18 protein-coding genes and 1 pseudogene are annotated in these 26,460 nt (G+C 75.0%); 6 read left to right on the forward strand and 13 right to left on the reverse strand.

What is annotated here, in order from left to right; all coding sequences use genetic code 11:
* Positions 1-4 precede the first annotated feature (4 nt).
* The 3 genes from KME66_RS22940 to KME66_RS22950 all read left to right on the forward strand — a co-directional run bounded on the left by KME66_RS22940 (position 5) and on the right by KME66_RS22950 (position 5,950).
* Positions 5-3,778, forward strand: coding sequence for an ABC transporter ATP-binding protein (locus tag KME66_RS22940; RefSeq protein WP_216325398.1), 3,774 nt, complete (start codon positions 5-7; stop codon positions 3,776-3,778).
* Between the two features lie 250 nt (positions 3,779-4,028).
* Positions 4,029-4,373 (forward strand): hypothetical protein, encoded by a 345-nt coding sequence (locus tag KME66_RS22945; RefSeq protein ID WP_236726260.1) that lies wholly within the window; start codon positions 4,029-4,031, stop codon positions 4,371-4,373.
* 92 nt (positions 4,374-4,465) lie between these two features.
* Positions 4,466-5,950, forward strand: coding sequence for a S28 family serine protease (locus KME66_RS22950; protein WP_216325401.1), 1,485 nt, complete (start codon positions 4,466-4,468; stop codon positions 5,948-5,950).
* A gap of 57 nt (positions 5,951-6,007) precedes the next feature.
* Here the strand turns inward: KME66_RS22950 and KME66_RS22955 are convergent, their stop codons facing one another.
* The 9 genes from KME66_RS22955 to KME66_RS22995 form a co-directional block, all read right to left on the reverse strand.
* Positions 6,008-6,604 carry a hypothetical protein gene (locus KME66_RS22955; protein WP_073217081.1) on the reverse strand — a complete coding sequence of 199 codons (597 nt, stop codon included), beginning with the start codon at positions 6,602-6,604 and terminating at the stop codon, positions 6,008-6,010.
* A gap of 310 nt (positions 6,605-6,914) precedes the next feature.
* Entirely contained in the window at positions 6,915-8,777 is a 1,863-nt protein-coding gene (locus tag KME66_RS22960) for a glycoside hydrolase family 3 protein (RefSeq protein WP_216325404.1), read from the reverse strand.
* A gap of 133 nt (positions 8,778-8,910) precedes the next feature.
* Positions 8,911-10,152: a beta-ketoacyl-[acyl-carrier-protein] synthase family protein gene (locus KME66_RS22965; protein ID WP_216325407.1), complete on the reverse strand. Its 1,242-nt coding sequence runs from the start codon at positions 10,150-10,152 to the stop codon at positions 8,911-8,913.
* Positions 10,149-10,430: an acyl carrier protein gene (locus KME66_RS22970; RefSeq protein ID WP_216325410.1), complete on the reverse strand. Its 282-nt coding sequence runs from the start codon at positions 10,428-10,430 to the stop codon at positions 10,149-10,151. The genes KME66_RS22965 and KME66_RS22970 overlap by 4 nt, the downstream gene beginning before the upstream one ends.
* Before the next feature lie 10 nt (positions 10,431-10,440).
* Positions 10,441-11,535: a beta-ketoacyl-ACP synthase 3 gene (locus KME66_RS22975; RefSeq protein ID WP_216325413.1), complete on the reverse strand. Its 1,095-nt coding sequence runs from the start codon at positions 11,533-11,535 to the stop codon at positions 10,441-10,443.
* 2 nt (positions 11,536-11,537) lie between these two features.
* Complete coding sequence (locus KME66_RS22980; protein WP_216325416.1) at positions 11,538-12,383, reverse strand: SDR family NAD(P)-dependent oxidoreductase; 846 nt, start codon at positions 12,381-12,383, stop codon at positions 11,538-11,540.
* Positions 12,380-13,459, reverse strand: a complete 1,080-nt coding sequence (locus KME66_RS22985; protein WP_073216365.1) for a 3-oxoacyl-ACP synthase III family protein — start codon at positions 13,457-13,459, stop codon at positions 12,380-12,382. Before KME66_RS22985 ends, KME66_RS22980 begins: the two co-directional genes overlap by 4 nt.
* A complete protein-coding gene (locus KME66_RS22990) occupies positions 13,456-15,309 on the reverse strand; it encodes an acyl-CoA oxidase (RefSeq protein ID WP_216325418.1) in 1,854 nt (617 codons plus the stop codon). Before KME66_RS22990 ends, KME66_RS22985 begins: the two co-directional genes overlap by 4 nt.
* Before the next feature lie 88 nt (positions 15,310-15,397).
* On the reverse strand, positions 15,398-16,519 hold the full coding sequence (locus KME66_RS22995; RefSeq protein WP_216325434.1) for an acyltransferase domain-containing protein: 1,122 nt from the start codon (positions 16,517-16,519) through the stop codon (positions 15,398-15,400).
* 245 nt (positions 16,520-16,764) lie between these two features.
* Between KME66_RS22995 and KME66_RS23000 the strand changes: the two genes are divergently transcribed.
* The 3 genes and pseudogenes from KME66_RS23000 to KME66_RS34575 all read left to right on the forward strand — a co-directional run.
* Complete coding sequence (locus KME66_RS23000; RefSeq protein WP_216325437.1) at positions 16,765-18,258, forward strand: hypothetical protein; 1,494 nt, start codon at positions 16,765-16,767, stop codon at positions 18,256-18,258.
* A gap of 175 nt (positions 18,259-18,433) precedes the next feature.
* Positions 18,434-19,768 carry a 4-hydroxy-3-methylbut-2-enyl diphosphate reductase gene (locus tag KME66_RS23005; RefSeq protein WP_216325439.1) on the forward strand — a complete coding sequence of 445 codons (1,335 nt, stop codon included), beginning with the start codon at positions 18,434-18,436 and terminating at the stop codon, positions 19,766-19,768.
* Positions 19,769-19,825: 57 nt separating this feature from the next.
* A pseudogene (locus tag KME66_RS34575) lies at positions 19,826-20,152 on the forward strand (EamA family transporter); the annotation flags it as partial.
* 115 nt (positions 20,153-20,267) lie between these two features.
* On the opposite strand, the gene KME66_RS23010 reads toward KME66_RS34575, so the two are convergent.
* The 4 genes from KME66_RS23010 to KME66_RS23025 all read right to left on the reverse strand — a co-directional run bounded on the left by KME66_RS23010 (position 20,268) and on the right by KME66_RS23025 (position 26,431).
* On the reverse strand, positions 20,268-21,056 hold the full coding sequence (locus tag KME66_RS23010) for a sugar phosphate isomerase/epimerase (protein ID WP_216325441.1): 789 nt from the start codon (positions 21,054-21,056) through the stop codon (positions 20,268-20,270).
* 190 nt (positions 21,057-21,246) lie between these two features.
* Positions 21,247-21,864: a GAF domain-containing protein gene (locus tag KME66_RS23015; protein WP_216325444.1), complete on the reverse strand. Its 618-nt coding sequence runs from the start codon at positions 21,862-21,864 to the stop codon at positions 21,247-21,249.
* Positions 21,848-22,771, reverse strand: a complete 924-nt coding sequence (locus tag KME66_RS23020) for a S8 family serine peptidase (protein ID WP_073216392.1) — start codon at positions 22,769-22,771, stop codon at positions 21,848-21,850. Before KME66_RS23020 ends, KME66_RS23015 begins: the two co-directional genes overlap by 17 nt.
* A 3-nt stretch (positions 22,772-22,774) precedes the next feature.
* Positions 22,775-26,431 carry an adenylate/guanylate cyclase domain-containing protein gene (locus tag KME66_RS23025; protein ID WP_216325447.1) on the reverse strand — a complete coding sequence of 1,219 codons (3,657 nt, stop codon included), beginning with the start codon at positions 26,429-26,431 and terminating at the stop codon, positions 22,775-22,777.
* Positions 26,432-26,460: the final 29 nt, after the last annotated feature.

Raw genomic sequence — 26,460 nt, forward strand, 5'->3', positions numbered from 1 at the left:
ACGCGTGACGGGCGCAGAGCGACAGGGGTGGGGCCGGCGGCTGACCGGGTACGCGTGGCGGTACCGGCGGAACGTCGTGCTCGCCCTCGGCTCGTCGCTCGGCGGCATGGCCGTCATGGCCCTCGTGCCGCTCATCACCAAGGTGATCATCGACGACGTGGTCACCGATCACACCCGCTCCCTGGCCGTCTGGACCGGGCTGCTCATCGGCGCCGCCGTCCTCGTCTACATCGCCACCTACATCCGCCGCTACTACGGCGGCCGACTGGCCCTGGACGTCCAGCACGACCTGCGTACGGACATGTACGCGACGATCACCCGGCTCGACGGGAGACGCCAGGACGAGCTGTCCACCGGGCAGGTCGTCGGCCGGGCCACCAGTGACCTCCAGCTGATCCAGGGGCTGCTGTTCATGCTCCCGATGACCATCGGGAACGTGCTGCTCTTCCTCATCTCCCTGGTGATCATGGCGTGGCTCTCCCTCCCGCTCACCCTCGTCGCCCTCGCCGTGGCCCCCGCGCTCTGGTTCATCGCCCGCCGCTCCAGGACCCGGCTCTTCCCGGCCACCTGGTACGCCCAGAGCCAGGCCGCCGCCGTCGCCGGAGTCGTCGACGGGGCCGTCTCCGGCGTCCGGGTCGTCAAGGGGTTCGGGCAGGAGGACCAGGAGACCGGGAAGCTCCGCGAGGTCAGCAGGCGGCTCTTCGCCGGGCGGCTGCGCACCATCCGGATGAACTCCCGCTACACCCCCGCCCTCCAGGCCGTGCCCGCCCTCGGCCAGGTCGCCATGCTCGCGCTCGGCGGCTGGCTGGCCACCCGGGGCGAGATCACCCTCGGCACGTTCGTCGCCTTCTCCACCTACCTCGCCCAGCTCGTCGGGCCCGTCCGGATGCTCGCCATGGTCCTCACCGTCGGCCAGCAGGCCCGCGCCGGTGTGGAGCGCGTCCTGGAGCTGATCGACACCGAACCCTCCCTGCGGGACGGCACCAAGGAACTGCCCGCCGACGCCCCGGCCGGGATCGAGTTCGACGACGTACGGTTCGGATACGGCCCGCTCCGCTCGGACGCGGACGCGGATCGCGGCAGCGGCGCCGCGGACCGCCCGGTGCTCGACGGGTTCTCGCTCACCGTCGAACCCGGCGAGACCGTCGCCCTCGTCGGCGCCTCCGGCAGCGGCAAGTCCACCGTCTCGCTCCTGCTGCCCCGCTTCTACGACGTCTCCCACGGGGCCGTCCTCATCGGCGGCCACGACGTCCGCGAGCTGACCCAGGCCTCCCTGCGCGCCGCCATCGGGCTCGTCCCCGAGGACAGCTTCCTCTTCTCCGACACCGTCCGCGCCAACATCGCCTACGGCCTCCCCGACGCCACCCAGGAGCAGATCGAGACGGCCGCCCGCGCCGCCCAGGCCCACGGGTTCATCTCCGACCTGCCGAACGGCTACGACACCACCGTCGGCGAGCACGGGCTCACCCTCTCCGGCGGCCAGCGCCAGCGCGTCGCCCTCGCCCGCGCCATCCTCACCGACCCCCGGCTCCTCCTCCTCGACGACGCGACCTCCGCCGTCGACGCCCGGGTCGAGCACGAGATCCACGAGGCGCTCAAGCAGGTCATGGCGGGGCGGACCACCCTCCTCATCGCCCACCGCCGCTCCACCCTCCAGCTCGCCGACCGCATCGCCGTCCTCGACGGCGGGAAGGTCGCCGCGGTCGGCACCCACGCGGAGCTGGAGCGCACCTCCGCCCTCTACCGCCGCCTCCTCACCGACCCCGACGAGCTGGGCGCCACCTCGCCCGGCCACCGGCCGCCGAGCCCCGAGGCCGCCCCCGAGGACGACCGCGCACTCCTGGAGGAGCTGGACGCCGAGTTCGACGCGGAGCGCGGCATCACCCCCGAGCTGTGGATCCGCCGGGAGGAGGAGCGGGACACCACCGTGGCCGGCACGCCCGCCACCCCCGAACTCCTCGCCCAGGTGGAGGCGCTGCCACCCGCCACCGACACCCCCGAGATCGACGAGACCGCCGCCGCGCGGCCGGAGGAGTCCTACGGGCTGCGCCGGCTGCTGCGCGGCTTCGGAGCGGTCCTGCTCCTCAGCTTCGGGCTCGTCGCCGTCGACGCCGGGATGGGCCTGCTGCTCCCGGTCCTCATCCGGCACGGCATCGACGAGGGCGTCAGCCGGATCTCCATCGGCGCGGTGTGGGCCGCCTCCGCCCTCGCGCTGGTCGTCGTCCTCGTCCAGTGGGCCGCCCAGATCGGCGAGACCCGGATGACGGGCCGGACCGGTGAGCGGATGCTCTACTCGCTCCGGCTGAAGATCTTCGCCCAGCTCCAGCGCCTGGGCCTGGACTACTACGAGCGCGAGCTGACCGGCCGGATCATGACCCGGATGACGACGGACGTGGACGCCCTCTCCACGTTCCTCCAGACCGGTCTCGTCACCGCGTTCGTCTCCGTGGTCACCTTCTTCGGGATCATGGTCGCGCTGCTCGTCCTGGACATCCAGCTCGCCCTGGTCGTCTTCGCCACCCTGCCCGTGCTGATCATCGGCACCGTCTTCTTCCGGCGCAGCAGCGTCAAGGCGTACGAACTGGCCCGGACCCGCATCAGCGCCGTCAACGCCGACCTCCAGGAGTCCGTCGCCGGTCTCAGGATCGTCCAGGCCTTCGGCCGCGAGCACGACGGGGCCGCCCGCTACGCCGAGCGCAGCGACAGCTACCGGCAGGCCCGGGTACGCGGCCAGTGGCTGATCTCCGTCTACTTCCCCTTCGTCCAGCTGCTGGCCTCCGTCGCCGCCGCCGCGGTGATGATCGTGGGCGCGGGCCGGATCGACGACGGCACGCTGACCGTCGGCGCGCTGGTCGCCTACCTCCTCTACATCGACCTGTTCTTCGCCCCCGTCCAGCAGCTCTCCCAGGTCTTCGACGGCTACCAGCAGGCCACCGTCTCCCTCGGCCGCATCCAGGAGCTGCTGCGCGAGCCCACCTCGACCGCCGATCCGGACGAGCCGCTCGACGTGCTCTCGCTGCGCGGCGAGATCGCGTTCGAGGACGTCTCCTTCGCGTACGGGGGCGAGGAGGAGGCCCTCACCGGGATCGACCTGCACATCCCGGCCGGGCAGACCGTCGCCTTCGTCGGGGAGACGGGGGCCGGGAAGTCGACGCTGGTCAAGCTGGTCGCCCGGTTCTACGACCCGACCGACGGCCGGGTCACCGCCGACGGCACCGACCTCCGCGAGCTCGGCCTGACCGCCTACCGGCACCGCCTCGGCGTCGTCCCGCAGGAGGCGTACCTCTTCGCCGGGACGGTCCGCGACGCCATCGCCTACGGGCTGCCCGACGCCACCGACGCCTCGGTGGAGGCCGCGGCCCGCGCGGTGGGCGCGCACGAGATGATCGCCACGCTGGAGGGCGGCTACCTCCACGAGGTCGCCGAGCGCGGCCGCAACCTCTCCGCCGGTCAGCGCCAGCTGATCGCCCTGGCCCGCGCCGAGCTGGTCGACCCGGACGTCCTGCTCCTGGACGAGGCCACCGCCGCTCTCGACCTCGCCACCGAGGCGCTCGTGAACCAGGCGACCGACCGGCTCACCGGCCGCCGGACCACGCTGGTGGTCGCCCACCGGCTGACGACGGCCGCCCGCGCCGACCGGGTCGTGGTGATGGACCACGGGCGCGTCGCCGAGGACGGGACGCACGACGAGCTGCTCGCCCTGGACGGGCTGTACGCCCGGCTGTGGCGCACGTTCATAGGCGAGGGCATAGGGGAGGACGAGCCGGCGGCCGTCTGAGGGCCCGCTCCGGGCGACCCGGGGCTGGCTGTCCCCAGGCCCGGCCCCGGGTGGCCTGTGGCCGCGGCCTGACGCGCCCGTGCAACCCCGCGGGCGCCTGCTGCGTCGTAGCCAGGGACGCAGGGCGTACAGAGGTCAGGTGGGGGCGAACGTGTTCGACAGGACTGCGGGGCCGGACGGGGCCGGGCGAGCGGCCGGAGAGGCGATACGGACGCGGCGCCGGCGGCTGCCGCTCGTCGGCCTCCTCGTCCTGCCCCTGCTGGGCGGGCTCGTCCCGCTCCTCGCCGCCCCCGGCACCGCCCAGGCCGCCTCCGGCTGCTCCGGCCGCCCGGCGAAGACGGTCGCGTTCTCCACGGGAGAACTGCGCGTCTACAAGACCCGCGCCCACGCCTGTGCGGTGACCGTCGCCAAGAAGCCCGGCAAGCGGCGGACGATGAGCGTCACGCTCCAGGCGCGCGGCGGGCGCGCGGTCTCCGACAAGGGCTCGTACACGAGGATGGCGGGCCCGGTCACGGTCAACGCGCTGAACCGCTGCGTCCGGGCCACGGGCGCGATCGGCGGGAAGTCCGTCTCCACCGGATGGATCCTCTGCTGACATCCCGTGCTGACACGCACAACCGGGTCTGGCGTGGCGTGTGTTGCCCCCGATAAGTTCACGGCGACTGTCGTGAATCAAGGGGAGCGTGCATGCGCAAGTCACTCACAGGGGTTCTCTCGCTCGCCGTGCTCATAGGCACGGTCGGAGCCACGGGGGCCTCGGCCGGTGCGGCCACCGCCGCTGAGCCGGCCGCGACGCGGAGCAGCGGAACTGCCGTCGGCGGCGAAGCGAGCACCGAGGACATCAGGAACCGCATCCTGGCGATCCCGGGCATGAGCCTGATCGAGGAGAAGCCGTACGCGGGGTACCGCTACTTCGTCCTCAACTACACCCAGCCGGTCGACCACCGGCGCCCGTCCAAGGGCACGTTCCAGCAGCGCCTGACCCTGCTGCACAAGGACGTGAGCCGCCCGACGGTCTTCTTCACCAGCGGCTACAACGTCTCGACCAACCCCAGCCGCAGCGAGCCGACGCAGATCGTCGACGGCAACCAGGTCTCCCTGGAGTACCGCTTCTTCACCCCGTCCCGCCCCGCCCCGGCCGACTGGTCCAAGCTGGACATCTGGCAGGCCGCCAGCGACCAGCACCGGGTGTTCACCGCGCTGAAGAAGATCTACGACAGGAAGTGGCTGGCCACCGGCGGGTCCAAGGGCGGCATGACCGCCACCTACTTCGAGCGCTTCTACCCGAAGGACATGGACGGCGTCGTCGCCTACGTCGCGCCCAACGACGTCAAGGACAAGGAGGACTCGGCGTACGACCGGTTCTTCCGCACCGTCGGCACCGAGGAGTGCCGCGACAAGCTGGCCGGGGTGCAGCGCGAGGCGCTCATCCGGCGGGCCCCGCTCCAGAAGAAGTACAAGGAGCAGGCCGCCGCCAACGGCTGGACCTTCAACACCGTCGGCTCCCTGGACCGCGCCTACGAGGCCACGGTCATGGACTACGTGTGGGCGTTCTGGCAGTACAGCCTGGTCGCCGACTGCGTGGACATCCCGGCCGACGCCAAGAAGGCCACGGACGACGACATCTGGAACTCCGTCGACGCCATCTCCGGCTTCTCCGCCTACGTCGACCAGGGCCTGGAGCGGTACACCCCGTACTACTACCAGGCGGGCACCCAGCTCGGTTCGCCGGACATCAAGCAGCCCTGGCTCGGCAAGCTGAGCCGCTACGGCTACCAGCCCCCGCGCACCTTCGTGCCCCGCTCCATCCCGATGACCTTCGACCGGGGCGCCATGCGGGACATCGACCGCTGGGTCAAGCGCAACGCCCGGCGGATGATGTACGTCAACGGCGAGAACGACCCGTGGAGCGCGGAGCCGTTCCGCCTCGGCCGGGGTGCCAGGGACAGCGCGGTCTACACCGTCCCCGGCGGCAACCACGGCGCCAAGGTCTCCGGTCTCCCCGAGGCCCAGAGGGCGAAGGCCACCGCCGACATCCTGCGCTGGGCCGGCGTCGCCCCGGCGGCCGTCGAGGACGACCCGGCGAAGGCGAAGCCGCTGGCGAAGTTCGACACCCGGCTGGACCAGCGCAACGGCGAGGTCGGGCGCGACGGGGCCACGCTGCGCCCGTAGCCGCCCGCCCGTAGCCGCACACGGCCGTCCGGGCCGGGCTGCGTCCGTCGGCCACCGTCACCAGCCGGTGGACCGCCGGGCGCAGCCCACCGGGCGCTCCCCGCGCAGGGAGACGAACAGGTCCGTGTCGTCCGGGCACTGGGCCCGCCGCCGCACCGCCGACTCCACCCGGTAGCGCGGGGCGCGGCCCCCCGCGTCGGCACAGGCGGTCTCGGTGACCTCGCCCGCGCGGGAGGCGGTGACGCAGTCGCCGACGACGGTCAGCGGCCCGCCGCCCTGCCCCGGGTCGCCCGGGTGCGGGGGCTCCAGGTTGCGCATGCAGGCGTAGCCGGTGGTGAGGCGGGAGCGGGCCCCGGTGCCCGTCTCGGAGATGTGCAGGACGAAGTCGGTGGCGTCCGGGCACGGCGGGCCCGACGACGGGGTGCCCAGATGCCGGGTGAGGACGGTGGCCGCGGCCTTCTCGCTGCGGCAGAACACCTCCCGGATCACCGGGCCCCGCGAACTGCAGTCCCCGGGGCCGAGGAACACCACTCCGTACGGGGACGGGCCGGGCGGGGCGGGGACGGGCCCCCGGTCGTCGGTGACCGCACGGCCCGGGGCCTCACAGGCCGTCAGCACGAGCGCGACCACGACGGCGGCGACGGCCAGGAGCACCCGGGCCGCGGGGACCGCGCGGACCGGCGGGGCGGGGCGGGCCGGCGGGGCGGGGCGGGCCGGAGGGACCGCACGGGCCGTCGGAGCGGCGCGGGCCGGCACGGCGGACGGGACCGGGTCCGCGACGCGGGCCGGTAACGGGGCGGGCCGCCTGGTCCGGGCCCCCGAGGACGTGCGTTCATCCATGAAACCCCCCAATACGTCACCGAAGACGTACACCCGGCGTGGCCCTCCGGAGCGGGGGCCACGCCAGGTGCGGGGGTGCTTTGCGCCGATGACCGGAGGCCGGGGCCGTCCGGCCGCCGTAGGGCTAGTACGACAGTCCGTGTCCCACCGGGTACAGCACCCGCGTCGGGTCGTCCGCCCGCTGCACCGGGACCGGCAGGGTGCCCTCCGGCTCCGCGTGGCCCGCGATCACCCGGGCCGCGGCGCGCAGTTCGACATCGGTCCAGGAGTACGCGGCCAGACTCGCCGCGACACCGGTCCCGGTGAGGTGCGCCACGTCGTACGGGTTGCGGATCGCGACGGTGACGACGGGGACCCCGGTCGCCACGAGCGCGGCCACCAGCGTGCGTTGCGAGCTGCTCGCCGTCACGTTGTACGTCGCCACGACCACCGCGTCCATGCCCTCGGCGGCGGCGACGGCTTCGTCGATCTTCGCCCGGCTCGGAGCCGTTCCCGTGGACAACGCCTGTGCGGTGAAGCCGAGTTCCCCGAAGGTGTCGGCCAGGGTGCCGGTCGGCGGGCCCGTCGTCCCGGAGGGGGAGGCCGGATCGGCCCCCACCACCAGCAGATTCCGGTGGCTGCGCCGGGAGAGCGGCAGCAGCGAGCCCGGGTCGGCCAGCAGGGTCGTCGTGCGCTCGGCGATCCGGTCGGCGGTGGCCCGGTGGGCGCGGCTGCCCACCGTGCGCTCGACGCCCCGGTGGCTCACGAACGGTTCCTGGAACAGGCCGAGCCGGCTCTTCAGCCGCAGGATCCGCAGGACCGATTCCTCGATGCGCGCCTCGCCGATCTCGCCGCCGCGGACCGCCTCCAGGACGGCGTTCCAGGCGACGGAGAGGTTCGGCGGGTTGAGCAGCTGGTCCACGCCCGCCAGCAGTGCGAGGACCGGAACGCGGTCGTCGCCGTACTTCGTGCGCACCCCCTCCATGCCGAGCGAGTCGGTGACCACCACCCCGTCGTAGCCCAGCTCCTCGCGGAGGATGCCGGTGAGGATCGGCCGGGAGAGCGTGGCCGGGTCCTCGGACGGGTCGAGTGCGGGGACCACGATGTGCGCGGTCATGACCGAGTGGATCCCGGCCCGGATCGCGGCGCGGAACGGCGGGGCGTCCAGCTCCTCCCACTGGGCACGGGTGTGGTGGATGACGGGCAGCCCGGTGTGGCTGTCGGTGTTCGTGTCGCCGTGGCCCGGGAAGTGCTTGGCGGTCGACGCGACGCCCGCGCCCTGGTAGCCCTTCACCTGCGCCGCGACCAGGCCGGCCACCGCGTCGGGGTCGGAGCCGAAGGACCGTACGCCGATGACCGGGTTGGCCGGGTTGACGTTGACGTCGGCGTCCGGCGCGTAGTTCTGGTTGATGCCGAGCGCGGCCAGCTCCGTGCCCGCGATCCAGGCCGCCCGCCGGGTGTCGGAGCGCGAGCCGCCCGCGCCGAGGGCCATCGCGCCCGGCAGCAGCGTGGCGGGTTCGCCGACCCGGCAGACGATGCCGTGCTCCTGGTCGGTGGAGACGAGCAGCGGCACCCGGGGGCGCCCGGCGAGCGCGGCGCGCTGGATGCCGTTGGAGAGGTCGGCGATCTGGTGCGGGTCGCGGGTGTTGTGCGCCCAGGTGAAGTAGATGATGCCGCCGACGTGGTACGTGGAGATCAGCTCGGCCGCCGTACGGACCCCGATCTCCCTGAGGTTCGCGTCGACGTCGGCCTGGTCGGGGTCGGTGGCGGAGTGCCCGTAGACCCGCATCACGAAGAGCTGGCCGACCTTCTCCTCCAGGCTCATTCCGGCGATGATCCGCCGCAGCCGGCGGTCGGTGGCGGCGTCGTGGCGGCCGGCCGCGGGGTGGCGTCCGGAAGCGGCTTGTGCGGAGGCGGGGCCTGCGGAGGCCAGGGCACCGGTGGCCGCGGCCACCGTGGCGGCGGCGGTGACGGTGAGGAGGGTGCGTCGTGAGATGGGGTGGGGCACGTGTTAGCTCCTTCCTTGACTGAAAGAAACTTCCAAGATGATACGGATATAGGGGAAGTAACTTTCGGTCAAGGGGTGGGGAGAGAACCGGGTGCGACACGCGCGCGAAGGAGTGGCCTCCCCCCGGCCCGTGTCAGACGGCTGTGAACGCCAGCACCGTGTTGTGCCCGCCGAAGCCGAGCGAGTGGCTGAGCGCGAGCCGCACGCGCTGCGGCCGGGCGGCCCCGTGGACGAGATCGATGCCCGCCGTGGCCTCGTCCGGGGCAGTGAACCCGGCGGTGGGCGGTACGGTCCCGTGGACGACGGTCAGCACGGTGAGCGCCGCCTCGATCGCCCCGGCCGCGCCCATGGTGTGCCCGAGGACCCCTTTGGCCGAGGTGATCGAGGGGCCTTCGGGGGCGGGGCCGGGGCCGTCGCCGCCTGTTTCGTACAGCTCGCGGATCGCCGTGGCCTCCACGGCGTCGTTGAGCGCGGTGGAGGTGCCGTGCGCGTTGATGTGGTCGACCTCGCCCGGCGTGCGGCCCGCCCCGGCCAGCGCCAGGGCCGTCGCCGCCCGCAGGCCGGCGCCTTTCGGGTGCGGGGCGGTGGCGTGGTGGGCGTCGCCGGTGGCCCCGAAGCCGGCCAGGAACGCCAGGGGCCGGTCCGTACGGCCGGTACGTTCCAGGACGAGCACCCCGCACCCCTCGCTCAGGACGAACCCGTCCCGGTCCCGGTCGAACGGGCGCGAGGCGCCACCCGGATCGTCCTCCCGCCGCGACAGCGCGCCCAGCTTGGCGAAGGCCGAGGCGCACAGGGGCGTGGCCATGGCATCCGTACCACCCGCCACGGCGACATCGCACACCCCGGCCCGTAACAGCAGCGCCGCCGTGATGATCGCCGTCGCCCCGGAGGCGCAGGCCGTGGAGGTCTGCAACGCGGACCCGGTGGCGCCGAGTTCGAGGGCGAGCTGACCGGCGGCCATGTTCGGCAGGAAGGCCGGGAGCGTCATGGGGGAGAGCGCGCGGGGGCCGGAGGCGAGCAGCTTGCGGTGCTGCGCCTCCAGCGTGGCGACCCCGCCCGCCGCCGTCCCCACGACCACCGCGACCCGCGCGGGGTCCCACCGCCCCGGCTCCAGCCCGGCGGAGGCGAGGGCCTCGCGGGCGGCGGTGAGCAGGAACCGTGTGGCGGGGTCGAACCGCCACAGCCGCCCCCGTACCCCTTCCTCCGCCGGAGGCGCCACTCGGCAGGCGAGCCGCACCGGCGCACCCGATTCCGTGAGCACGGGATCGACACGCGCGGTCGCCCGCCCGGCGCACACCGTCTCCCAGGTGGCCTCGGTGCCGGTGCCGCCGGGTGTCACCAGCCCGATGCCGGTGACGGCGATGTCGTCGCTCACGGTGTGCCGTTCGCCGTGCTCGTGGTGGTGCTCGCGGCTGTGGCCGAATCGAGCAGAGCCGTCACCGAACGGGCCACCTCGTCCACGGTCAGCTCGGCGGAGGCCTCGGAGTCGCCGAGCGGGACGTCCCACTCCTCCTGGAGGGTGACGTACAGCTCCACCACGGCCAGGGAGTCCAGCTCCAGGTCGCCGAGGGTGGCGTCGGGGCGTATGAGATCGGCGGCGACCTCGAACTTGTCGGTGAGCAGGGTCACGAGGTGGGTGTAGACGTGTTCCATCGGGGGCTCCTCACAGGGGTGATGACGGTACGAACGCGGGGGAAGCGGCAGGGGCGGATGCGGAGGCAGGGGCGGCGTCCGGTTCCTCGGCCAGCGGCGTGACGTCGGGCCAGGTCAGGGCGGTGGACGCCCAGGTGAAGCCGCCGCCGAACGCGGTGAGCAGGGTGCGCTTGCCGGGCACCACCGCCCGGTGCACGGCCGGGTCGGCCAGCACCAGGGGGACGGAGGCGGCAGCGGTGTTGCCCAGCTCGCGGATGTTGCCGTACCGGTGGGCGGGCGCGATGCCCAGCCGGTCGCCGACCGAGTCCAGGATCCGCTGGTTGGCCTGGTGGCCGATGAACGCCCGTACGGAAGGGGCCGCCCAGCCCGCCCGCCGCAGCACGGCCTCGGAGGACCGGGTCATCCGGCGTACGGCGTGGGCGTAGACGGCACGGCCCTCCATACGGAAGAAGTGTGCGTCCGGGCCGGGCGGCGGCAGCCGGCGTGGGTGTCGGGCGCCGCCGCCCGGGATCGTGATCGCGCCCCGCCCGGTGCCGTCCGAGCCGAGGTCGGTGGCGAGGACGGCCCCGGGCTCGTCCCGCCCGCCGGGCCGCAGGAGCACGGCCCCGGCCCCGTCGCCGAAGATCGGGGCGGTGGTCCGGTCTGCGGGGTCGACGATCGCGGTGTAGGTCTCGGCCGCGATGACCAGGGGCGCACCGCAGACCCCGCCCCGTACGAGCCCCGCCGCGACGGCCAGGGCGTACAGGAACCCCGAGCAGACCGCCGACACGTCGAACGCGCCCACCGTCCCGAGCCCGAGCCGGTGGGCCACCTCCGGGGCGGTGGCCGGACACGGGTGGTCGGGGGTGGAGGTTGCGAGCAGGACGAGGTCCGGGCGGACGCCGCCTCCGGACGCGAGCGCCGCCCGGCCCGCGCCGACCGCCAGGTCGCCGGTGCTGGTGCCGTGGGAGACGTGGCGGCGGCGCTCGATGCCGGTACGGGCCCGGATCCAGCCGGGGTCGGTGAGCAGCGCGCCGCGCGCGATGACGGCGTCGTTGTCGACCACGCGCGGCGGGAGGCAGGAGCCGATGCCGGAGATGACGGCAGTGGTGTCGTCGGGCGGCATCTTCAGACCGCTGCCGCGAAGGGGGAGGGCGGCTTCGGGTGCCCGGCCAGCCCACCGTCGGGTACGGCAAGGCCACCGTCGACGACCAGCGCGTGCCCGGTGACGAACGAGGAGGCGGGGGAGGCGAGGAAGAGCGTCGCCCCGACCACCTCGTCCACCGTGGCCCAACGTCCCAGCGGCACATGGCTGGTGAGCCACTCCGACAGGGCGTCGGCCTCGCTGGCGAACGCGGTCATGTCCGTACGTGTCCACCCTGGGCAGAGCGCGTTGACCCGCACCCCGCTCCGGGCCCAGCCGACCGCCAGACTCCGCGCCAGCGACAACTGGGCCGCCTTCGTCGCCGCGTACGCCTCCATCATCGGGGTGCCGACGATTCCGGCGATCGACGACATCAGCACCAGGCTGGCCCGCTCCGACTCCACCAGATACGGGTGGGCGGCCCGGCAGACGGCGGCCGTGGCGTTGAGGTTGACCGAGACGACGGTCTCCCAGTCCCGCTGCTCGGCGTGCTGGAGCGGCACCAGCAGCGGGCTGCCGTCCCCGGCTGTGGGCAGGGTCCCCGCGTTGTGCACGACGACGTCGAGTCCGCCGAGCGCGGCGGCGGCCCGGTCGACGAGCGTCGCCGCCACCCCCGGCTCCGCCAGGTCCCCGTCGAGCGCCACGGCCTTGCGCCCCCGCTCCGCCACCGCCCGCACGGTGGCGTCCAGCGCGGGCAGGGTGCGGGCGGTCACGGCCAGGTCGCACCCGGCGTCGGCGAGCGCTTCGGCGACGGCCCGGCCGATGCCCCGGGAGCCGCCGGTGACCAGGGCGCGGGCACCGTCGAGGCGGAAGAGGTCGAGAGCGTTCATGACAGGTTCCTTTCCGGCGTACGGGGTCGGGGTGCGGATCGGTCGGAGGCGGCGGCAGGTACGGGCATCAGGGCGTCGGCCCCGCTCCAGGTGAGGAGCGCGCTGCCCCAGGTCATCCCGGCGCCGAAGACGGTCAGCAGCACCCGGTCCCCGGGGCGCAGCCCGTGCCGGGCGGCAGCGGCGGCGAGCGCGTAGGCGGCGCTGGCGGCCCCGATGTTGCCGACCTCGTCACCGACGACGACCAGCCGCTCCGGCGGGATGCCGAGTTCGCCGCCGAGCCGCCGCAGCAGTACGGGGTTGGGTTGGTGGCAGACGAAGGACGCGATGTCCTCAACGCCGAGCCCGGCCCGGTCCAGGGCCTCGGTGATCAGCCGGGGCAGCACGTCGGTGATGAACCGGCTGACGCTCCGCCCGTCCATGTGGATGCGGTGGCTCCCGGCGGCGAGTGTGGCCGGGGCGGCGGGCAGCCGGCTGCCGCCGCCGGGGATCAGGACGAGCCCGGCCTGCGTCCCGTCGGAGCCGAGCCGGAAGTCCGCGAACCCGTGCTCCTCGGCCACCGGCCCCAGGACGGTGGCCGCCGCCCCGTCGGCGAAGAGGACGGAGGTGCCCCGGTCGGTGGGGTCGAGGAACTTGGAATACGCCTCCACGCCGACGACCACCGCGCAGCCGTCCCGCTCGGACCCGCGCAGCCAGTCGTAGGCCACCTTGGCGGCGAAGAGCCAGCCCGAGCAGGCCGCGCCGACGTCCAGCGCGACGGCCCGGTGGGCGCCCACGAGGGCCTGGACCCGGCAGGCGGTGGAGGGTCCCAGCTCGTCGGGGGTGGAGGTGGCGCAGACCAGCAGCCCGACGTCCGCGATGTCGACGCCCGCCGCCGTGACCGCCGAGCGGACGGCGTGGGCGGCGAGATCGGAAGCCGCCTCGTCGGGGCCGGCGACATGGCGGGTCAGGACGCCGGTACGCTCCCCGATCCACTGGGCGGTCACCCCGGTGTCGCGGGCCACCTCCTCGTTGCCCCGGACGCCGGCCGGGAGGTGGGTGCCGAGGCCGAGGACTCCGATGCGGCGGACGGCGGTCATGAGGCGGCCCCGCGCGTCCAGGTGAGCGTGGCGCCTTGGACACGGTGGTCCTCCGGATCCCCGAACAGTTCAAGCAGCAGCGGCAGTTGCTCCAGCACCGCATCGCACAGCCGGTCGACGGCAGCGGACAGAGTCGCGGACTCCGCTGCCTCCAAGGGGCCGAGGGTGAGCAGCGAACCGGCCCAGCGGCGGGCGGAGAGCGCGCCGTGCAGGGCGGCCAGCGGAGTCAGAGCCCGTTCGAGACCGGGGTCGCGGAGCCCGTCCAGGACCCGGACGACGTCATCGGCCATGAGCAGCGTGGCGTGCGCCTCGCCCAGCAGCCCGGCCCGCTCCAGCAGCGGGTTCCACCGCTCGAACGGGTCCCGGGACGCGTCGGCCCCGCCGAGCCACAGCAACTCCCTCACGAGAGCCGCCTTATGGCGTCGAAGAAGGGCGGGCCACCAGTACGGGGAGGTGGGCTCCAGGGGCTCCCGCAGCTCCGGCTCCCGGCCGAGCCCCTCCTCCACGAGGGAGCGGCCTATGTCGTAGAAGATCAGCTGGCTGTCGCCGCCCGCCGTGTCGAAGGCGTGGTGGAAGTCCCGGTATCCGGCAAGGCGGTTGGAGGTCAACTGGCCGGAGAAGCCGCACCGGTGCTGGCACTCGGCGGTGAGCCGGGCGGCCATCCGGACGGTCACGGCCTTGTAGGCGGCGAGCGGCCGGCTGACGGCCGCCCAGGGCGTGAACCCCATGGCCTCCTCGCGCTCCGGGCCGGCCGGTACGGCGGCCCGGACCCCGGTCCGTAGGGCCAGGGCGCCGTCGGCTGCGCACGTCAGGGCGAAGGCGTCGGCCAGCGCGCCGAGCACCACGGTCTGCTGGCTCCGGTAGGCGAGCAGCGGCACCCCGGGGGCGAGCCTGCTCTGCGTACGCCGCGTCCGGGCGTAGTGGACGGCCTGGACGGCGGTGTGCCGGGAGGTGGCGGCGGCGACGGCGGGCATGGCCGCCCACAGCCCCTGGCCCACGCGCAGGGTGCGCTGGAGGCGCTGCTCCGGGGACCCGGCGGGGTCGTGGAACATCGCCGCCGTGCCACTGCTTTCACCGCCGGGGGCGATCCGGGCCCCGTCGGAGAGCCAGTGGGCGGCTGCCACCCGGACGCGGTGGAACCGCACCTGCACGTAGTCCAGCGGCAGGGCGTCCAGCGCGATCGGGTCCGACAACTCGACTCCGGGAAGCGGCCCTTGCTCGTCGGTCAGGCCGACCATGAAGGCGAAGACCCCGCGGTCGGCCCCGCCCACGAAGAGCCGGGCCAGGACCACGCCCGTCTGCTCGACGCCTCGCGTACCGGCGCTCCCGAACTTGGCGGCGCCCGGCCCGGGGGTGTGCAGGACGAACGAGCCGTCGGCCGGGTCGAAGTCGGCGCGGGTGCCGGTGTCGAGGTGGCTGTTGGCCTGCCCGACCTCGGTGATCAGGTAGACGCCCTTGGCCCGGCCTTCCCGCAGGGCCGACAGCCGGGGCTCCAGCCCGTTCTGATCGTCCGAGAGTTCGGTGAGGGAGCCCAGGCAGAGCAGATGGTGGACGAGCCCCGCCAGGCAGAGGGACGGGTCGGCGGCGGCGGCATGTGCGTGGACGGCGGCGAGCCGTGCCGGGTCGTCGAGTATTCCGTCCCCGGGCGGCAACGCGTCGGCCAGCGACCGCAGTCGGCCCAGCAGAGCGACCCCTCGGCCGGGGCCGTGGACCGGCCCGGAGTCACCGTCCGCGAGGGCCTCGCGGAGCGAGGCGAGGGCGGCGAGGGCGGCAGGGTCGCAGGGGCCGTGGAGGAGCCGGAGCATCTCGGCACGGGCGTTCCCGGAGAGGGTGGGGGCGAGGGTCGTCATACGTTCTCCTTGTGGAGGAGGGGTTGGTGGATGGCTCGCGAAAGGGGGGGCAGGCGAGTCGCGGAGGAAGGCGCCGGCAGGCGCCGGTTCACCACGGGAACGCGGTGTCCGCGAGCGGAGCGTGGACGGGAGGCGCCGGGTCGATGTCGGCGGCGAGCACGGTGCGGGCACTGGAGGCCAGGGCGCTTCCCGTACCGGCCTCGAAGAGCACCCCTGGCCGGTACGCCAGCACCTGACGCAGCACGGGCGGCACCGAGGCCGGCCGCACCAGGCAGTCGGCCAGCCGGGCGGCCAGGTCGTCGGCGGGCCCGTACCGGCGGCCCGCCACGGCCGAGTGGACCGGGAACCGGGCGGCGGCGCGCGGATAGGCGCGTACGGCGGTGGCGAACTCCCGGGCCGCGTGGCCCAGGGCCGGGTGGTGGGAAGAGAACGGCAGCCTGAGCCGTACCGCCGCCACCCGCCGGTCCGCTGCCGCCTTCTCGACCAGGGCCAGCGCCGCCACCGGCCCGGAGACCACCACGGACCGCTCGTCGTTGACCACGGCCACGACGGTGTCCGCCGCTCCCGTCCCCGCCACCCCCGCCTCCTCCAGCAGTGCGTGCGCCGACCGCTCCGGGCAGGCGAGCGCGGTCAGTGCGCCGGGGCAGAAGGTGAGCGCCAGGGCGAGATCGTGCGCGGCGCGTGCGCCGTCCGCCACGGTGAAGACTCCGGCGGCCGTGAGCGCGGCGAGTTCGCCGAAGCTCACCCCGACGGCTGCCGCGGGCACCCCGTACGCCTCGCTCAGCGCCCGGTGCACGGCGGTCGACGCCCCGAACAGGGCCAGTTGGGTGGTCCCGGTGGTGGCGCTCGCGAGGGCGCGCCCGCTGGGCGGCTCGGGCCCCAGCAGCCAGGGCCCGAGCCGGGGCAGCCCGCGTTCGGCGGTCACGGTGTCGACCTGCTCGAAGACCTCACGGACGGCCTTGCGCAGGCCGGGGTGGGTGTGGGCCGAGGCGACCAGGGTGCTGACGGAGAAGTCGCCCTGGCCGGGGAAGAGATGGACGGGCCGCCGCCAGAGGAACAGCGGACGCGCGGAGCTTTCGAGGACTACAGGGCTTTCGGGGGCTGCCGGAGGGACGAGGTCTCCGGGGGCTGCGGGAGCCGCCGGGGTGACGGTGTCTCCGGGGGCTGCGGGACTTCCGGGACCGGGCGGGGGGACAGAACCGGGGCACATGATGTTCCTCAGTCGGGGGGGAGCGCGGGGGCGCAGGCCATGCGGGGGGCGCGCTACGCCGTGCGCACTGTGGGAGCCCGGGGGAGGGCCTTCACTCTGAGTCTGTGCGGGATGCGGGCCGGTACCGCCGTGGGCCGGTTCCAGACATGTTGAACACGCAAGCATGTTGAACGGCGGCGCGAACCAGAGGGAGAAGGGGGAACGGAGTGGACCGAGGGGGAGAGGGAGAAACGGGGGAGAGGGTGATGGGAAGGAGAGCGGGCCGTACGGGAGCCGGCCGGGCCCGCCGTACCCCGAACCAGGCCCTGCGGCTCCTCCTGACGGAGGCGGGGTGGAGCGGTGCGCGCCTGGCCCGCGAGGTCAACGCCCTGGGCGCGGCGCAGGGGACGCCCCTGTCCTACGACCGCACGGCGGTGGCGCACTGGCTGGCCGGCAGCCGCCCCCGCCGCCCCGCACCCGCCCTGGTCGCGGAGGCCCTCTCGCGCGGTCTGGGCCGCCCGGTGCGGGAGAGGGACGCCGGGTTCGGCCCCGGGCGCGGCACGGCGCAGGGCGAACGGGACGCGGTGGAGAGCCTGGACGAGGCGCTGCGGACGACCGGCCGACGCCGGGTCACCCTGGCCGGCGCCTACTCGCTGGCCGCGCTGACGCTCCCGTGCGGACCGCTGACGCAGCCGTACGGGCCGCAGGCGAAGCCGCACGCGTCGCGGCCAGGAGTGTCCGGGGCGCCGGCGGGGGCGCACGGCCCGCCGTTCCCGAGGAACGCCCCACCCGTGCTTACGACGCACACCACACACCCCTCCCTTCCGTCCGGGCGGGTGAACGCTGCCCATGTGGCGTCCGCGCAGGAACTGCTGGCGCTCTTCTCCCGCGAGGACGCGGTCCTGGGGGGCGGGCCGGTGTACGAGCCCCTGCGGCAGTATCTGGCCGCCACGGTCCTCCCCTGGCTGAAGCACGACATGAGACCGGCCGTCCGGCGCGAACTGCTCACGGTCGCCTCCCGCCTCACCTATCTCTGCGCCTTCACCCACTTCGACATGAACCGGCACGCCGCCGCCCAGCGCCTCTACCTCACCAGCGCCGAGCTGGCGGGGGAGGCGGGGGACCGGGTCGGCCGCGGCCTGGCCCTGCGCGGCCTGAGCGTGCAGGCCCACGCGCTGGGGCACTTCGCCGAGGCGCTCCGCCTGGCGGAACAGGCGGCGAGCGCTGCGCTGCGCCATGTTCCGCCTCACCAAAGGGCTTTCTTCCACGGCCAGTTGGCCGTGACACTGGCGGGCCGAGGCGACGCCGGGCACGCCCGCCACCTCTCGCTGGCGGACCGCTGCCTGGAGCGGTCGTCGTCGGGCGGGAGCACCCCGGTGGGCGCCTTCCACCCCGGCTCGCTCGCCCTCCAGCGCGCGGCCGTCGCGGTGAGCCTGGGTGACCGGCACGCCGCCGCCCGGGCCCTGGACCTCTCCCTGCGCCACCGCCCCGCCGACGAGCGCCGATCCCGGGCCCTGTCACTGGCGGAACTCGCGGAGACCCAGCTGGCCATGGGACACCTGGAACAGGCCTGCCGCACCTGGCACGAGTTCCTCGACGGGCACCCGGTGGTCGACAGCGCCCGCGCCGACGACCGGCTGCGCCTGCTGATCGCCAGGACCCGCCCGTACAGCGGGAATCCTGCGGTGAACGCGCTGCTCGGCCGCGTACACGAGACGCACCGGCGACACCCGCCGACGTCCCGGGGCCCCCGGGCCTGATCCGCCGGGGGCGGAGCGTCAGGCGGCCCCGATATTCTGGGCATTGGGCCATCGGAGTGAGGAGCGGAGGGGGCCGGAAGAACGGCACAGGCCACAGGGTTGTACGCCCTGCCACGGGGACTTCCGGTCCCCGTCCCCGTCTCCACCCCTTCGTTGGACCCACCGGCAGGAACGAATGAACCGCAGTAAACGCTCCGACCTGTTCCTCTCCACATCCCTCCCCGTCCCACCCGGCACGGTCGCGGTCGCCACCCGGTGGTGGCACCCCCTGCGCGGGCCGATGGACTGCCCCGCCCACCCCCTGCTCACCGCCCACGCCCGGCAGGCCGGCTTCACCGTCGACGTCCGCCCGTGGGAGGAGTCCGCGGTGAACGGCGACGACCGGGGGCCGGGGGGCACGACCGTCGTCGCGGTCTCGTACGAACGCCCGGAGGGCGGACACCGAGGCATCGCGCTGGCGGCCCACAGCGAGGACAGCGCGGCGATGGCGTTCGCCCACCGGCAGATCGAGTCCTGGCAGGCGGTGTTACGGACGCGGCGGGTGCTGTACGTGAGCGAGGAGACGTCCCTGCCGGGAGCCCCGCCCGACGGCCCGTCGCGTGCAGGCCACGCCCCGGCCCCCCACGCACAGGGCCCGTGGGCCCCCACAACGTGGGCCCCGGGGGGCCTGCACACGTCGGCCCCCCACCTCCCCACCCCTGAGACTTCACACCACACCACACCGTCACCGTCCCACCCCCGCTCCTCCGCGGTACCGCCCCAGGGAACGGGAGCACGGGGGGCGGCCTGGCTGCCCTGCGGTTGTCCGGGCGCCTCCGCCTGCCCGTCCGCCGCAGCGGCGGAACGCTCGCTGCACCGGTCGCTGGCCCGGGGTGACGAGGTCGTGATCGTGGGCGCGCCGATGGCAGGGACGGGCGGCGGATGGCTGCGGCGGAGACCGGCCGGAGCGGTGAAGCGGGCGGCGAGCGAGGCGGAGGCCAAGAAGATCGCGGTCCTGGACCCGGAGCGCCTCTCCTTCGTGGTCACCCCCGGGGCCGCGGTCTCCGAGGCGACCGCGGTCCTCCGCGTGCTCCGCCGCCGCTTCCCGCGCCTGCGCGGCCAGCATCCCTGGGAGTGGTGCTATACGACGGACGACCTGGACACGGCGGTCGGCTCCGTCCTCGGCCAGTCCGATGCCCTCCTGGTCACGGGGAACGGCGACAGCCCCCTGGTGCGCACCGCCCTGGCCCGGGCGGCCCGTTCCGGGCTCCGGGTCCGCAAGGTCACGAGCCTGGACCGGCTCCGTCCCCAGGACGTCGACGGGGCGACGATCACCGTACTGCACACCCCGGCCCCCGACCGCAGCGAGGGCGCGCCCGACGACGGCCCCGGCCACCGGGAGGAGGGCGCCGGCGGGGACGTGTCGCGGGTCCTGGACGGCCTGGGCCCCACGGGCCACGTCTGCCGCACGGTCCGCTCGGCATCTCTGCCCTCCGAACTCAAGGGCCCACCACTCGTCAGCAACGCTTGAGCGCACCCTGAAGACAGGTGCTGGCGCTACGCGGTCCTTCTGATCGACGCTCTCTGCATACGTCCTCTCCACACGGCCCTGACGGTGCTGATCGTCGCGGTCCGGGGTGTGAACTTCGTCGCGAGCGAGGTCGGGCTCGGACACTTCCCCCTGCTGCTCTTCTCCGCCCTGCGCTTTCCGGCCGCCGCCCTGCCCGCCGTGTTCCTGGTGGGGCGGCCGGCCGTGGACGAGGGAGCGGGCGGCCCGGTCCTCGCGTTCGTCCTCGTCGTCGGTGCGGCGGCCTGCTGGGGCGCCTCCAACGTGCTCACCCGCCGGGCCGTGCCGAGGGACGCCCTGACCTTCATGGTCTGGGTCTCGGCCGTTCCCGTGCTGCCGCTGCTGGGCGGGGTGGCGCTGGCCTCGGGCGTCGGGATGCGGACCGGGGCGTCCCGGCCGGAGGCGGCCGCCGCGGCGCCCGTCGCGACCGGCGCCGGGGAACCCGCGACGGCCCCCGCGCCCGCTACTGCTTCGGGGCCGCCAGTCGCAGCAGGTGCTCGCGTCCGGCGCCGAGCAGACCCGGCAGCTCCGCCGCCCCCGGGTGCCAGCGCTTCTCGTACTCCCAGCACACCCAGGTGTCCGGACCCAGCCCGTCCAGGCACTCCGCCAGCGGCAGCGCCCCGGAGCCCAGCGGCAGCGGAGTGAGGTCGTCCGCGGAGGCGACGTCCTTCACCTGGACGTAGCCCAGGTGCGGGGCGAGCACCGCGCGGCCGGCCGTCGGCTCCTCACCGGCGCGCCAGGTGTGCAGCACGTCCCAGATCGCGCCGACCCGGGGGTGGCCGACGGTGGCGACGACCCGGGCGACGTCGAGGCCCGCGGGGTGCGAGTCGTGCGTCTCCAGCAGGATGCTCACGCCCATGTCGGCGGCGGCCGGGGCCGCCGCGCCGAGCCGCCGGGCGGCCGTCGCGTCCGCCTCCGCCTGCTCCTGGTCGCCGCCGCCGGGGAAGACCCGGACGAAGGGCGCGCCCAGGTCCCGGGCGAGCTTCACCAGCTCGGACAGCTCCGCCAGGACCGGCTCGTCGTCCCCTTCGGCGGCCACCTTGACGTACCCGGCGAGGGCCGCGATCTCCACCCCGCCCGCCTTGAACGCCTCGACCACGTCCGCCCGCTCCAGCGACGAGAGCCCCAGGTGCACGGGCTCCTCGGGGTGGACCCGCAGCTCCACCCCCTGGTAGCCGTTCCCGGCGGCGAGCCGGACGACCTCGGCGACCGGCGTCCCCGGCACCCCGAGAGTGGAGAAAGCGAGCTTCATGTGCGTGTCCTTCCCTTGCGCTTCGTGCCCTGCGCCCTGCCTGCTGTGCCCGGTGCCCTGTCCCTGCGATCGACGTCCCGCGCCTGGTGTTCCGTGCCGATGTGCCGTCGCCCCGCTCCTGCCCGCCGGGCCGGTGGCTACTCCCGTGCGGGGGCCGGTCGGCTCCTGCACGGGCCGGTACCGCGGAGCCTCAGCCGACGCCTCGCAGCAGTCGCTCCAGGCTACCCAGCAGACGCAGCGCGTCCTCGCGTTCCGCGCCCGCCAGTGTCTGCCCGGCCAGGGCCGCGCGATCCTCGGCCTCCCGCACCCGCTCCGGGGTGATCACCCGCAGCGCGGCGGCCGCCTGCCGGGCGAACATCGCGAGCAGGTCCAGCTCCCGTACCCCCGAACGGGCCTGCGGGGAGGGGTCCAGCACCTCCAGGACGCCCAGGACCCGGGCGTCGCTGATGAGCGGGGCCGCCATCAGGGCGTTCGGCACGTACGCGGTCGACTCCGCCAGCGAGCGGTCGAAGGACGGATCGGAGCTCAGGTCGTCGACCACCATCGGCTCGCCGGAGGTCGCCACCCACCCGGCGATCCCGCGCCCGGCCGGGAAGCGGCGGCCCACGAGGAACTCCTCGCCCTGCCCGGACACGGCCTGGAAGACCAGCTCGTCCGCCTCCTCGTCGAGCAGGAACACCGAGCTGGCCTCGGCCCCGAAGATGGCGCGGGCCACGTCGACGACCGACTGGAGCAGTTCGCTGCGCGGCGCGTCGGCGACCGTGGCGGTGGCGGAGAAGGCGGCGGCGGAATCAGTTCTCGGAGTCATCACGGGTATCTCCTGCCGGAAGGGAAGAAGGACGCGGCGCGTGACGGACGTTGGCCGCGGACAGATAGAGGGCGTTCTTGAGCTGGAAGGCCGTCATCCGTGGATGCGCGGACAGCACCCGGGCGCAGAGCCCGGCGACGTACGGCGTGGCGAAGCTGTTGCCCGTGGTGCGGATCGTCCGGCCGCCCAGCCAGGGCACGGTCACGTTCTGGCCCGGTCCGAAGAACTCCACCGGGGGATCGGGGTTGTACAGGTGCAGTTCGGGGTCGTCCTCCTGGTGGCTCCCCACCGAGATCACGGAGGCGAACCGCCACGGGAAGCTCTCCACCGGGGTGTTGTGCGCCGAGGCGACGATCACCGTACGGGCGAAGTAGGCGCTGTCCGCCAGGCTGTGCAGTTCCTGCGCGAACCGCGTACGGGTTGTCGACAGGCTGAGGTTGACCACGTCGAACCGCTGCTCCACCGCCCAGCGCAGCCCGGCCATCAGGATGTCGCCGGTGCCGGAGAACCGCTCCCCGAGCACCCGCACGCTGTGGATCTCGCACTCCGGGGCGGTCCGGCGGATGATGCCCGCACACGCGGTGCCGTGGCCGCAGGTGTCCCCGGTCGTGGTCGGCTCGACGGTGATCCTGCCGGTCTCCTCGTCCTTGACGGCCACCCAGGACCCGGCCGGCGGGCCGACCAGCGGATGGTCCCGCTCGACCCCCGAGTCCACGACGCACACGCGGACGCCGCGCCCCGTGGCGGGCCCGGCCGGCCGGCCGAGCGGCGGCCCCGCGTCCGCCAGCACCGGTACGTCGTCGGGGCCGCGCCCGCGCAGACTCCAGGTCAGCCCCTGACCCGGGGCCGTACGCGCCCGGGGCCGCACCGAATCCGCCGGCGCCTGTGCCGGTTCCGTGGTCGTCATCGGTCAGCTCCTCTCCCTCGTCGTGGCCATCGGCAGGGGCGGGTGCGCGAGGAACCCGGAGACCCGGCGGAATCCCGGCAGATGTCCCTTGCCGGTGAAGTGCACTGCGGCCGCCCCGGCCGACGCCGTGGCCTCCGGAAGCCGGCCCAGGGCGGCGAGCGTGTGCGCCCGGTCCAGCTCGGCCGTCGCCTGCACCAGCGGGGAATCGGTGAGCAGCGACGCCCGCACGGCCTGCTCCGCGTATCCGGCCGCCTCCTCGGGCCGGTCCCGTGCCGTCAGGCGGGCCCGCAGCCCCGCCAGGTCCACCGCGTCCGCCCGGCTCAGCCCCGGCGCGTCACCGACGCCCGCCAGCCGTTCGGCCGCCCGGTCCTCCCGGCCCTCGTCCAGCTCCAGACGGGCCGCGTCCAGCGCCACTGCCGTCCGCATCCCGGCCGCCCCCGTACGCCGGGCCGCCGCGTCCGCCCGACCGAGCAGGTCCAGCGCTGCGGCACTCCGGCCGGACAGCGCCTCCACCGTCGCCCGGAACATCGGCAGGAAGACCTCCGCCTCGGCGAACCCCAGCCTCCGGGCCAGCCGCTCCGCCTCGGCCAGGCAGCCGTACGCGTCCTCGGTCGCGTCCTGGAGCGCGTACAGCACCGCCAGGGGGCAGTTGAGGGTGACCCGGACCGTGGGGCGGCCCGCGCCGTGCGTCGCCAGCAGGGTCCGGCAGCGGATCACCGCCGCGGGCACCGGGACCGGCCCGCGCCACAGGGAGATGCCGATCGCGCCGAGCGCCCCGGCCCGTTCCGGCTCCGCGCCGGCCAGTACGGCGTGCTCCAGGGCCCGCGCCTGGTCCCGCTCCGCCTCCTCGTGCCGTCCGGACCGCTGGAACTGCTGGGCGAGCCGCAGATGGGCCCGCGCCCGGCCGACCGAGTCCCCGGCCGCCTCGAACACCGGGAGCACGGTCCGGGCCACGGCGGCGGGGCCGGGTCCGGGCCCGTCCGGGTTCAGCACCGCGAGCGCGAGGCGGGCGTGCGCGGCCTCCACCGGGTCGTCGGCCGTGTCCCGTACCTGGAGGAGCAGTTCGGCGCCCTCGGCGGCGCGGCCGAGCGCCACCCGCAGTTCGCCCAGCCGCCGGGTCGCCGCCGGGTCACCGGGGCGCAGGTCCACCGCCCGCTCCAGCAGGCCGTGCGCCCAGTGCAGGTCGGACCGGGAGGCGGCCTGCGCCCCGGCCCGGCCCAGTGCCGCGGCGGCCCGGTCGCGCAGCCGCCGGGCCCGGTCGTCCAGCAGGCCCAGCTCCGCACGATAGCGGTAGGCCCGCTCCAGGTGGCCGCCGACCGCACCGTCACCGCTGCGCAGCACGCTCGGCAACTCGGCCGCCCAGGCGTGGCGTTCGGCCTTGGCCCGTTTGGAGAGCGAGGCGTACGCGACTTCGTGCACGAGTCCGCTGCTGAAGCGGTGCGCCGCTGCCGCCCCTTGTCCCGACGGGCCCGACTCGACCAGCCGGCGGCGGGCCAGGGCCGCCAACGCCTCGGTGACGCGCCGCTGCTGGTCGGGGGCCGGCGCCTCCGGGCCGCCCGCGTGCGTGCCGGTGCGGGCGGCCGGGTGTGTTCCGGCGGGCGCTGCGCTCCCGTGGCCCTCCGTGCCCCGTACGGACGACTGGAGCCGGATCAGTTCCGATGCGGTGAACTCCCGGCCGATCACGGCGGCCAGGTCCACCACCTCGCGCTCCGCGCGGGCCAGCGCGCCGATCCGCGCGCCCAGGAGGGCCTGGAGCGTGGGCGGCAGATCCTCGCCGGCCACTCCGCCCCCGGGCTCCGCCCGGCCGCCGACCAGGAGCTGCTCCAGGTAGAGCGGGTTGCCCCCGGCCCGCGCCAGGAGCACGTCGTCGCCGGGCGGCAGGTGCCCACCGGGCCGAGCGTGGGTGTCGCCGGGCTGAGCCGGAGCGTCGCCGGGGGAGCGGGCGTCGCCGTGGGAGCGGGCGTCGCCGTGGGGCGGGACGTCGTCGCCGGAGCGCACGGCGCTGCCGGGCCGGGCGTGAGCGTCCACAGGCGCGTGGTCGCCGGGCAGAGCATGAGCGTCCGCAGGGGTGGGGTGGCCGGGCCGGGCGTGAGCGTCCGTCGGAGCGTGGTCGCCCGACCGGCCGCCGCCGTCCGACCGGCCGCCGCCGTCCGACCGGAAGCCGTCGTCCGACGGGTCGCCGTCGTCCGACGGGTCGCCGTCGTCGGGGTGTGCGGCAGCGCCCTGCGCCGTGAGCCGGTCGCCGGACGGGGGCGGCCCGCCGCCAGGACCGGCGAGAAGCGAGGCGAGCCGGGCCGCCTCCTCGTACGGCAGCCCGGTGAGCTGGAGCAGCGGCCCCGCACCGGCGGGCGGGTCGCCGTCCTCGCCCGGCCCGTCCGGCCGCCCGGCGCAGAGCACCAGCACGCCCCCGCACCCCGAGCCGTCCGTCAGCCGGTGCACCGTGCGGACCAGCAGGGGGGCCGCCGCGTGCCAGTCGTCCAGCACCAGGACGGCCGGGCGGGCGCGGGCCACCCGCTCCAGGACCGTCGCCAGCGCCGCGCACATGTCCTCGAAGGGAGCGTTCGGCGTACCGTCACTCAGCAGACCCCCGGACAGCAAGGCCATCGCGTCGTCGACCGCCAGCCCCTCGGCCGCCTCCCGCGTGCCCTCGGCGCCTGTCCCGGCGGGGTCCGTCGCGGCCAGCAGGGAACGCACCGCGTCGGCCAGCGGCGCGAGGGTGCCGTGGTCCCCGTAACTGCGGCACCGCCCCGCGCCGTACGCGAGCCCGCCGGACGCCGAACGCCCCGCGAGCCACTCCCGTACCAGCCGGGTCTTGCCGATCCCCGCCTCCCCGGTGACCCGCAGCAGTTCGGCCGCGTCCCGGCGCACCGCCCGTGCCAGTGCGGCGTCCAGCGCCCGCCGCTCGGCGTCCCGCCCGACGAAGGGGACGTCGAAGCGGCGCAGCAGTTCGGGGTCGTCCGCGCCCAGCGCGAGCAGCCGGTGGGCCTCGACGCTGTCCCGCTTGCCCTTCAGCCGCAGCGGCCCGGTCGGCTCGGCCTTCACCGTCGGACCGGCGGCGAGCAGGGTCCCGGGACCGATCAGGATCTCGCCCCGGCCGGCGTTCTGCTCCAGCCGGGCGGCGATGTTCACGGTCTCCCCGGAGACCAGCGCCTGCCGGGCGGTCCGGTCCGAACCGGCCACCACCTGACCGGTGTTGACTCCGATCCGGATGGCCAGCTCGATACCGAGGGTGGCGGCCAGCTCCTCGTTCAGCCGGGCCAGCGCCCGGCGCATCCCGAGCGCCGCCGCCAGCGCCCGGCGGGCGTCGTCGTCCCGCACCACCGGGACGCCGAACACCGCCATCACCGCGTCCCCGATGAACTTCTCCGGGGTGCCGCCCCGTGCCACGATCTCCGCGCTCATCGCCTCGAAGTACCGCAGGGTCACCGTGCGCAGCGTCTCCGGGTCCAGCACGCCGGACAGGGCGGTGGACCCGACGAGATCGCAGAACAGCACGGTCACCGGCTTGCGTTCGTCACCGGGCGGGGGAGCGTCGGCGCCCGGCCCGGCCGCGGCGGCGGGGCCGGCCGCCGCCTCCTGGGCGGTCGCGCACGGCGTCCCGCAGGACGAGCAGAACCGGGCCGTCGGCGGCAGGTCCTGCTGGCACGAGAGGCAGTTCATGACGGGTCCTTCTCTCCGGGATGCCGGGC

Source organism: Streptomyces sp. YPW6 (assembly GCF_018866325.1).
Classification (GTDB): Bacteria; Actinomycetota; Actinomycetes; order Streptomycetales; family Streptomycetaceae; genus Streptomyces.